This window comes from Pseudoxanthomonas sp. 134C1 (assembly GCF_057773065.1).
The window spans coordinates 1-10,099 of sequence record NZ_JBYMTH010000018.1 but is presented as its reverse complement, the minus strand read 5'-3'; the positions used below and the strand labels follow the sequence as shown (position 1 = coordinate 10,099).

Annotated in this window: 5 protein-coding genes; 2 read left to right on the top strand and 3 right to left on the bottom strand. The window is 57.1% G+C overall.

Annotated elements, in window-relative coordinates; all coding sequences use genetic code 11:
* Nucleotides 1-62 precede the first annotated feature (62 nt).
* A protein-coding gene (locus AC3DEZ_RS20390) for an IS3 family transposase (RefSeq protein WP_488389834.1) occupies nt 63-1,216 on the top strand; the annotation gives its coding sequence in 2 pieces (ribosomal slippage) (nt 63-303 and nt 303-1,216; 1,155 coding nt in all).
* Between the two features lie 529 nt (nt 1,217-1,745).
* Nucleotides 1,746-2,831 carry a hypothetical protein gene (locus tag AC3DEZ_RS20385; protein WP_488389837.1) on the top strand — a complete coding sequence of 362 codons (1,086 nt, stop codon included), beginning with the start codon at nt 1,746-1,748 and terminating at the stop codon, nt 2,829-2,831.
* A gap of 876 nt (nt 2,832-3,707) precedes the next feature.
* Here AC3DEZ_RS20385 and AC3DEZ_RS20380 read toward each other — a convergent pair.
* From AC3DEZ_RS20380 to AC3DEZ_RS20370, 3 genes are all read right to left on the bottom strand, one after another.
* Nucleotides 3,708-4,067 carry a hypothetical protein gene (locus AC3DEZ_RS20380; RefSeq protein ID WP_488389836.1) on the bottom strand — a complete coding sequence of 120 codons (360 nt, stop codon included), beginning with the start codon at nt 4,065-4,067 and terminating at the stop codon, nt 3,708-3,710.
* A gap of 6 nt (nt 4,068-4,073) precedes the next feature.
* Nucleotides 4,074-8,498: an RHS repeat-associated core domain-containing protein gene (locus tag AC3DEZ_RS20375; protein WP_488389835.1), complete on the bottom strand. Its 4,425-nt coding sequence runs from the start codon at nt 8,496-8,498 to the stop codon at nt 4,074-4,076.
* A gap of 385 nt (nt 8,499-8,883) precedes the next feature.
* Nucleotides 8,884-10,037, bottom strand: a protein-coding gene (locus tag AC3DEZ_RS20370; protein ID WP_488389834.1) for an IS3 family transposase whose coding sequence is annotated in 2 segments (ribosomal slippage) — nt 8,884-9,797 and nt 9,797-10,037 — 1,155 coding nt in all. Because the reading frame shifts where the segments join, the coding sequence is not laid out codon by codon here.
* Between the last annotated feature and the right edge of the window lie 62 nt (nt 10,038-10,099).

Below are 10,099 nucleotides of genomic sequence, written 5' to 3'. Positions count from 1 at the left end.
GGGTTCTACCCCGCTAACACGGACACTTCAAAGAAGCCTCATCATGGGGCAGGAGGAGTGTCATGGCACAACGAAGAAAGTTCAGCGAAGAGTTCAAGCGTGAGGCGGTTGGCCTGACGCGGCTTCCCGGCGCCAACGTCAGCCAGATTGCCCAGGACTTGGGCATCGGCGGCAATTTGTTGTTCCGATGGCGGCGTGAGTTGGATGTTCACGGCAAGAAGTCGTTCGTGGGTGCCGGCGTGGCCCGCGATCAAGAGATCCTGGCGCTCAAGCGACAATTGGCGCGGGTAACGAAGGAGCGGGATTTTTTGCGCGATGCGGCGGCGTTCTTCGCCAAGGAATCGTCTTGAGGTACGAGGCGATCCGACGCCACCGCGACCAGTACCCGGTTCGTTTGATGTGCCGATGCCTGAAGGTCTCGTCCAGCGGGTTCCACGATTGGTGCACGCGCCAGCCCAGTACCCGCGCACGAGACAACACGCGATTGTTGGAGAAGATCCGGGGACACCATGCCGCCAGCGATGGCGTAATGGGCGCACCGCGCATACTTGAAGCGTTGAGCTACGAAGGCGAGACGGCCAGCCCCAATCGGATTGCCCGGTTGATGGCAGCCAACGGGCTGGCTGGGGTGCCGCAGCGGCGGCGCTGGCGGCACAAACCCTCGGGCGTGCCGCCGGCCTTCGTGCGCAATCACCTGGCACGCGACTTCACCGCCAACGAGCCCAACACCAAGTGGGTGGTGGACATCACCTGCCTGCGCACCGGCGAAGGCTGGCTGTACCTGTGCGCGGTGCTCGACCTGTACTCGGGCAAGGTTGTCGGCTGGTCGATGGCGTCGGTGCAGGACCGTCACCTCGTGCTGAAGGCGGTGATGATGGCGTGCTGGCAGCGCCAGGATCGCAGCGAAGTCATCCTGCACTCCGATCGCGGCACGCAGTTCACCAGCGCCGAGTACCAGCAGTTCCTGAAAGACCACCGCATCGTCAGCAGCATGAGCGATGTAGGTCACTGTGGCGACAACGCGGCGGCGGAAGGCTTCTTCGGCAAACTCAAACGCGAGCGGGTCTACCGGCGGCGCTACCTGACGCTGGCCGAAGCCAGGGCCGATGTGTTCGATTACATCGAGCGGTTCCATAACCCCCTCATCCAGCGCAGGCTCGATGCCAGGGATCAGGCCTTTAGACTCTTAACCCAATCGTCCGTGGAAACGGGGTAGAACCCGATGGACCCCGTGCTGGCCTGGAGGTATCTGCCCTGAGCGGCCCCCTGAGTCTGGCGCTGGCCTATCGCCAGCTCCGCAGCCCGTATGCGGGGATGCCGCTCCCCGTAGAGATTGAAGTCGAAATTCTGGGCGAGGATGTCCCATATGTCCCATACAAATGAAGTGTGGCTGACGCAAGTTGTGAGCGTCTGAGACGGCGGAGCGAACGGAAACGCGAACTGCCAGGCATGTGTCAGGTCAGCATCGAAGATGCGTGTCCGGAGTCATGCCCACCTCTTATTAATCGCAACGCACGGAACCCGAAAGGCGCCTTTCGGGCTTCCTTCCTAAGTACCCCATTCTCAGATGCACGATGTGCAGCCATGGGCGAGTTGCCGGCTGCCGAAATCTGGAGTTCCACTTGAACAGCGAAGAACGACCCCAACACCCTAATGTGTCGGCACCACCAGCCAGCACCGTACAATCAAGTTCAAAGCGAGATTCCCGAACAACATACAGGGAGCGCAGCGACTGCAATGCAGCCATGGGATACCCGCCCGACGCAGCGTTGCGCCGGTCAGGCGCCAAGCGCAAGCCCATCCGGAACATGCGCCATCGGACACAAGCGCTTGAGCTGGGCAAGGCTCGAAAATCGGGTGATGCACGACAGGTCGCGCTGCAGGAATTGGTTCTCGCGCGGACCATTCTTCCAGGCGAACATCTCGATGCCGAGCCGGAGCTTTCCAACATGGCGTTCGTGCCATATCGTTTCATGTCGCCGTATCGGCGAACGCAAGAGTTCGGGCGTATTTTCGATGAAATGTATCGGGAATACCGGAAGCGTTACTGGGCTAAAGATACACGGCTGGCCCCGAGGGCACAGCTCTACGCATGGCCGGATAGCGACATCGTAGCCCTATGGCAAGCACGCCAGCATGCGGATTTGCTGGGACTGCCGTATCGGTACTACTTGCGACAGGCTTTCGAGTACTGCTTCTCGGCAGGGTACAAGCGATGTCCAGCACCGAACCAGATATGGCGAGACCCGGTGCTCAAGGCCGTGGACGCCGAGGCCAAGCGCGGTGTCAGCCTAGCGGCCAGCAAGGAGTATTGGCCGGAACGACTGGACCCCATGTTCCTTGCCGAGAATTATCGGGGTCACCCAGTGCAGGTGGCCGCCCACGACAACCTGGTCGCGAATGTCAAACAGTTCCCCGACGAGTTCAAGCTAGGCGTGTTGCTGATGCGGGACAAAATTATCCCGGAACACATAGCGCGCGAGCGGTTCGGGGACGCGCGTGTCGATAAAATATTGGCCGAGTACGTTCCGTTCGAGCCGCGTGAGATGGGCGAACCCTTGCCAGTGGAAGCACAGCCTATGCTGGGCTGTTTCGGGACGTATCGCGCAGCTTCCAATGTCTGCCAAGCATGTCCCCTGGCTGCTGCATGCATGACACTGGACGCCGAGGTTCGTGCCGCGCTGGTAGCGCGACATGGGACGGATGCGCCAAGGGCATCGAAACAGACCAGCGATGCGACCGAACGTAAGCGTCGACAACGAGCGCGCGAGCGCCTAAACCGGGAGGCTGGACGGAAAGGTAGCGCCGAGGATGGGCTGCAGCAGGGCTGATTGAAGCCTGCAAAGCATTCCGGAAGGGTGTCACGAATCCTATATATTTATAATTACTACTTAAAAAGTATATTATAAAAAAGCAAAATTCGTGACATCAGACGGGATGTTTTCCTGCTCGACTCCCGTACCCCTCCGGGGTCGTCGGGGCCTACGGCCCGCTGCCACCTTCGGGATGGATTGCGCATCCCTACGGGTGCACGCAATGGTTTTTGTCTCCGGGATTGATGGGAAGGGCCTCAAAGTTGGGTCGCTGTTTCCTTCCCAACTTCCGGAACCCGTCTACAACCGCGCAGGAACTTCTCCGAGACGTCCCTGTGATTTTCCTTTTCAGTCTCACGACAAAGGCCGTGCGGAGCTTAGAGTGCTCCCTGCTGCGTCGTAGCCATGAAGCCGCGACTAACTCCAAGCCAAGCACAATGAAACTCCATGCCATTATGGCTGCAGGCGCAACGCGGGGCCCACGAACTCTGCGTGCTTTGCATGGATAACCAGCACCGGATAGGGTCTGCCCGCATGTATGAAGTGCCAGACCACGCTTCACTTCACACCAACAACGCATTCTGCCGTACAACCACCACTCCATTGCCGGCGAAACCATCTCGACTCGCCCCTGCACTTGAATGCCTCTGGCAGACATGGAAAAGGCCAGCTCTATACAGCTGAGGCCTCAGAGCAAAACATTTCTCTCATCGCCTAGCAGCCAAATCGCTGCATACGTCCTCTCGATTCAAGTGGGGCACCGAGGTGAAACAACAGCTGCTAATAAACGAACTTACGAATTAGCTTGAGAGCGGAGCCCCCCTATAAAGCTTCAATTCTATAGGGTGGCATTAACGCAACGGATCTCGACCAGACTGACATGATCTGCTTCAATCATTCTTGACCAACGAAGCTAACTATACTGAGATCGCTCTTTCGAATCTTATAAACCGCACCGCCACCCTTGACTATTTCCCCTCGCTCCGGTCCTTTAAGCCTAAATACCACAAAAAATATATCACCCGCATCATTTAGGCCAATAGAATAATTGTCAATGTTTCCAACGAACTCATCATATTCAGTTTCGAATGGTGAGCTTTTAATCTTTGTTGAAAAATCATGCCGAGCAATTTCTGCGGCCTGAAGCAAGGGCAAACATTTCTCGCCAGCCCGCAGATTAATTGCCATCATTACCCCGACAAGGGTACACACCAGCAAAATCAAACCAAAGCTTTCTCTCTTAATTAATTTCATATCAACTCACCGAGTAAGGTTATTCCAAACCTCATTGAAAGCACTATTTGTTCCGGCGCATCTACAAGCGTCACCATTATTTGGCGTTGAGCGCGTATCTACCTCTACCGTCCGTGATCCCGTATTCCTCAGGATTCTGCCACTTGGAGTCCCGAGATAATCCGTATGACCAGGACGACGATTGAAATAGTCGGCACCAGAGAACCCTTCACCAGGATAGCCAGGATTTACATCACCATGAGTATGGTAGTTCCCTACCGCACCTGGAACCGGCTTTCCCAGATTTATAGAGTGCTGACTGCCTTTTATCGGTGCAGTGTATGAATACCAACCATTTGCCGTTTTATAGAACCAACCTCCGTACTCGCGATCTTGTCGGATCGATGTCGGGTTGATATCCCCTATCGCATTCGCAGCAGCAAGATCAAGCGTAGCGTAACAATCACCTGCGGCCAACCCTAGCGGGTCAATGAGGCCAATTGGGTCCCCTCCAACGTAGGTGTATGTGTTTAGGCCACCATTCAAACCTATTGGGTCGCTTTGCGTATAGCGCCCCAGTCGCGGATCGTAGTATCGATTCGCGTTGTACCAGAGCCCCGTCTCTTTGTCGTGATATTGGCCTGGCAGCCCCACATTCAGGCCTCCAATCGAATCCAGCGTCACCGCCCTGTCAAACGCGTAGTTGTTTGCTTTCCAAACGACCGCCTTAGCAGTGTTCGTGACGGTTTCGGGACGTCCCAAATGGTCTCCATGCACATAGAACAACTGGCCGTTCCGCACGATTCCGACAAGCTGCCCATAGAACCAGAGATAGCTCGTCCAAACGGCGCCATTGTCCTTGTACTCGCCTAACAGCGAGCCATCCGGTCCATAGGTATATCGGTAGTTCCCATGACTCGGGGCCGATTTCCAGACGCGTTGGTTGAGCGCGTTGTGTGCGTAGGTGTTGGTCCCCGCTGGATACGTCACGCTCGTATAATTGGGTTCATTGTGTGCGATGGTCACATCCCGCGAGGCCGTCTTCATCATGTTGAAGGCATCATAGCCATAGGACGCTGTGGACCCGCCCCACGACATGGTGCTTCGGTTGCCACGATTGTCGTGGGTATACACAAAATCACCCATGGAATTGACACGATTACTGCCGGCGGCCACGCCAACAGTCTGGTCCCAGGTCCATTGGTGACGCGTCCTGTTGCCGTTCGCGTCATACCAGAAGCCCTGATTTCCCGAGGTCGACGTCACCGACGTCAAGCGACTGACATTGTCATATGCGAAATTCTGGGTGAGATTCGCATTGGGGGTATTCGCGACCTGCGTGATCTGGTCGCCCGCGTTATAGCCATAGTTGAGCTTCTGGATGAATGCGCTTCCGGAGTGGATGGTAGCCAACTGGGTGATGCGCAGGTCCGTGTCGTACTGAATGCTGCGAACCAGCCCATTCCCATACGACCAACCGCTAGGGGGGCCGAACGCACGCGTCGTCACTCCGCCTACCACAGTGGTAATGACACCCCCGATGTTGGTGGTCATGGCCAGCAACTGCCCGCCAGAATAGCCATAGCCAACGGCCACGCCGCTCGGATAGGAGATGGATATCAGCCTTTGCATGCCGTCATAGGCGTAACCGGTCCAATACTCTGGGCCACCTGGTGTATTGATATCCCGCTGTACGGAAAGTTGGCCCTCGGGGGTATAGCCGTAGATGGTCGAGTTCAGTGTCTGCACAGGGTTTGATGTAGAGACTGCACACAGCCTCGACTTACCGTTGGTGCACGTGTCGTAGCTATACCACCGCGCTTCGGTACCCGTTCCCGACCACGTCAGTCGCCCCAGTCCGTCGTAGCTATAGCCCAGTGCACTTCCATCATTCCTTGTCATATTGGTGAACTGGCCGGCCACATTGTACTGATAGGTCGTGGTCCCCGTATCCGGGCTCGTCTGTGCCCATAGCTGCCCGAATCCATCATGGGCATACGTAGTCGTTAATCCCCGCGGGTCCACCACCCGGATGACGTTGCTTCCCGCGTCGTACCCGAACTGGGTCGTCTTGTTAGCAGGGTCGACGACGGTTGCCAGCCGGTCTAGCGCGTCATAGGTAAAAGTCGTGACTTTGTTGTTTCCGTCGGTAACGGTCTTTATGTTGCCATTGCTGTCGTAGGTGTAGCGAATGTTTTGGCCGTTGTTGCCACGCTTGGCCCGAGGCCGCCCCAGCTCGTCATAGTCAACGAACCGTTGCAAATGCGTTGAAGTGGAAGAGAAATTCAGAGGCTTTCCCAGCTCCTCATCAAACATCTTGCCTCGATAGGTCGCCTCGATGACTTCTGACAACGGATTGCTGTTCGCGTTATAGGCATAGGTAATCTTCTCGGTCAGTGTTTCATTGGTCGTGTCCGGCATCCCGTCCTCGTACGCACGGGTCTTGCTAACCGTAACTCGGCGGTCCTGGACGTCATAGGTGGAAGACACCGAGATACCATCGGGCGTCGTGGTGGTCTTCAATCGACCGCGGGCGTCATACTCATAGGATGTGGTATTGGCAACGCCACCAATAATATCGGTCTTGGTGAGGACTCGCCCTCTGGCATCATAGGTGTAGTCGGTAATCGACCCATTGGCCCCCGTGATGCGTCCCGGAAGGCCCAATCCATTGTGGTTGCTATAGGTGACCTGATGGCCCAACGTATTCTTAGTTGAGGTCAAGTTGCCCAAAGCGTCGTAAGTACTCGTCAGTTCATCCGCCGTCCCGGCGATGGGCCCGTCGATACGTACGCTAGCCAGCATCCCCGGCACCCAAACGCCGCCACCTCCAGAGCTGCCATAGTCGGTATATTGATACCAAGTCGTCTGGACCTGATTAGCAACACCATGGGCAGACAGATTCTTGGCGTTTGTCGCAGCCAGCCTTCCGAGTGAGTAGATGTACTCGGCGCTGGAATGACCGACCACGGTTTCTTTCACCAAAGTTCCGTTGCCCGACCACTCGTACTGCGTCGTCCGCGCCACAGGCGTCCCATATCCCTCCGTCTTCGAGAGCAGCAAGCCCTGTGCACTGTAGCTATACGCGATCTTGTTGTTGTTGAAATCCGATGTCATGGAGGGATACCCGTTAGCATCGTACTCCGTCAACGCATAGGTCGTTTCCGGACAATACGTGCTGGGGTGTCCGGTGACGGAAGTAGGCTTCCCATTTACAAATTGGTGGGTAGTCTTCTTTCCCAGAGGGTTGGTCTCAACGACCGTCAATGCCCCATTGGCTCCTGCCGTATAGGCAAATGTGAACGCGTTCTGCCCATTGTGTTGCGACCCGGTGGCATATCCATTGGCATCGTATGAGAACGTCGAATACCTCACCCCGTTGTATGACTTCCCGGTGAGGGCCGATTTGTCGGCCGCCAATTCATAGTGATAGGTGGTCGTGCTGGCCGGTGTCCCTGGCTGGGAGCTGGCGGACAACCTATGGTAGCCGGTGCCAAAGCTATTGGCCGTGTAGGAAAAACCATAGTAGTTCCCAGCAGGGTCCCGAACTGCTGTCATTTGACCGCTACCCCACGTGAACTCGACATAGCGGCCGGAGGTATGGGTCACTCGCCGCGGGTAGGTCCCATTGGTGTAGGAGAACGTCCAGGAAACATTGCTGATGGTCTGGATTTTTTCGATGTACCCTGCCGAGGAATAAGCTTCGTAGCCCCCTTTTTCTCCCCACAGGTAGAACTTTCCGTCTGCTCTTTGTTCTATCTTCGCGATAGCACTTGGTTTGTCTTCATAGAAGAAACCATCAGCCCGCTTCGTGAATTTGATGGTGCTTCCGTCAGGCCGCCATGCATAGATGATGGTATTGGCCCCAATGCCACAAGCACCGCCACCGGGGCGAGGGTAACAGGCATCCAATGCGGTGGTTCCGAAGGAAAGCTTGTAGTCGAAGCTACTGACCCAGTGACGTCCGAAGAGTCCGGAACCCTGCCAATAGTGGTTGTATGTTCGTTCCAACGTGAGCGGAAACTCTCCTGACGTAGCGAAATCAAATTCTGGCTCAATCTTGTTTCCCGTGGACAGGATGATGGGATTGCCCGCCGTGTTGCAGGGGTCTTCATTCGCCACGCGGCCGCTGATGATGGTGGGGTTCGGCGGGCGTACTCGCGGCCCACCCCCACTGCCGCCGTGGGGTCTGCCACCTCCGCCACTGCCCCCGCCTCCGCCCAGGAATTCGGCGAGATCACGCGTAACGCAGCGACCGTTGAAGTCGATTAATCCCCAATCCACGCACCTTTCATAGGCCACCACTCTGCCGAATGCTGCCTTGGAAATCATTAGCGCAGGCATGGAGAGAACGGCAGCGACAGTGATGGTACCAGTCAGCCCTGCTGCTCCTAAGCGCTTAAAGCGGGAACACGCACTATTCCTTGATGCAAAATCTGGCCGATGCGTCATGGTTTTCCCCGAGTGTCATGACGAACGGCGTAGCGTACCGTCCGTGGCTTATTTAGACCTTTACTGCATTTAGCTATCGCTGTCAATTTAAATGCTGGCCACAACGGTTGCGACGGCACTGAGCGGCCGATTCGCAGGCTACCTCTCGGAATCCTCGGGACTGAGAGGCCTTATGCGTAGGAAGATTAGGGCGTCGGCAACCGCGCTTGGAGATTGGCACCGAGTGCTGTGGTCAGGACCAGCGCGAGCAATCGTGCGAAGACATCGCCAAGGAACTCGCGTCTTTCGGGGACGACATCAACAAGGTGCCGGACGACAAGGTCAGCCGAATGGCCCAGTTAACTGCTGACAATGCCGCTTGTCAGGGCGCGAAAGCAGCAGGGTTCTACCCCGTTTCCACGGACGATTGGGTTAAGAGTCTAAAGGCCTGATCCCTGGCATCGAGCCTGCGCTGGATGAGGGGGTTATGGAACCGCTCGATGTAATCGAACACATCGGCCCTGGCTTCGGCCAGCGTCAGGTAGCGCCGCCGGTAGACCCGCTCGCGTTTGAGTTTGCCGAAGAAGCCTTCCGCCGCCGCGTTGTCGCCACAGTGACCTACATCGCTCATGCTGCTGACGATGCGGTGGTCTTTCAGGAACTGCTGGTACTCGGCGCTGGTGAACTGCGTGCCGCGATCGGAGTGCAGGATGACTTCGCTGCGATCCTGGCGCTGCCAGCACGCCATCATCACCGCCTTCAGCACGAGGTGACGGTCCTGCACCGACGCCATCGACCAGCCGACAACCTTGCCCGAGTACAGGTCGAGCACCGCGCACAGGTACAGCCAGCCTTCGCCGGTGCGCAGGCAGGTGATGTCCACCACCCACTTGGTGTTGGGCTCGTTGGCGGTGAAGTCGCGTGCCAGGTGATTGCGCACGAAGGCCGGCGGCACGCCCGAGGGTTTGTGCCGCCAGCGCCGCCGCTGCGGCACCCCAGCCAGCCCGTTGGCTGCCATCAACCGGGCAATCCGATTGGGGCTGGCCGTCTCGCCTTCGTAGCTCAACGCTTCAAGTATGCGCGGTGCGCCCATTACGCCATCGCTGGCGGCATGGTGTCCCCGGATCTTCTCCAACAATCGCGTGTTGTCTCGTGCGCGGGTACTGGGCTGGCGCGTGCACCAATCGTGGAACCCGCTGGACGAGACCTTCAGGCATCGGCACATCAAACGAACCGGGTACTGGTCGCGGTGGCGTCGGATCGCCTCGTACCTCAAGACGATTCCTTGGCGAAGAACGCCGCCGCATCGCGCAAAAAATCCCGCTCCTTCGTTACCCGCGCCAATTGTCGCTTGAGCGCCAGGATCTCTTGATCGCGGGCCACGCCGGCACCCACGAACGACTTCTTGCCGTGAACATCCAACTCACGCCGCCATCGGAACAACAAATTGCCGCCGATGCCCAAGTCCTGGGCAATCTGGCTGACGTTGGCGCCGGGAAGCCGCGTCAGGCCAACCGCCTCACGCTTGAACTCTTCGCTGAACTTTCTTCGTTGTGCCATGACACTCCTCCTGCCCCATGATGAGGCTTCTTTGAAGTGTCCGTGTTAGCGGGGTAGAACCC

What these genes read in the sequence shown, in the direction of transcription:
- AC3DEZ_RS20385 (WP_488389837.1), top strand. Translation starts at nt 1,746, where the DNA reads ATGGGATACCCGCCCGACGCAGCGTTGCGCCGGTCAGGCGCCAAGCGC.
- AC3DEZ_RS20380 (WP_488389836.1), bottom strand. Translation starts at nt 4,067, where the DNA reads ATGAAATTAATTAAGAGAGAAAGCTTTGGTTTGATTTTGCTGGTGTGT.
- AC3DEZ_RS20375 (WP_488389835.1), bottom strand. Translation starts at nt 8,498, where the DNA reads ATGACGCATCGGCCAGATTTTGCATCAAGGAATAGTGCGTGTTCCCGC.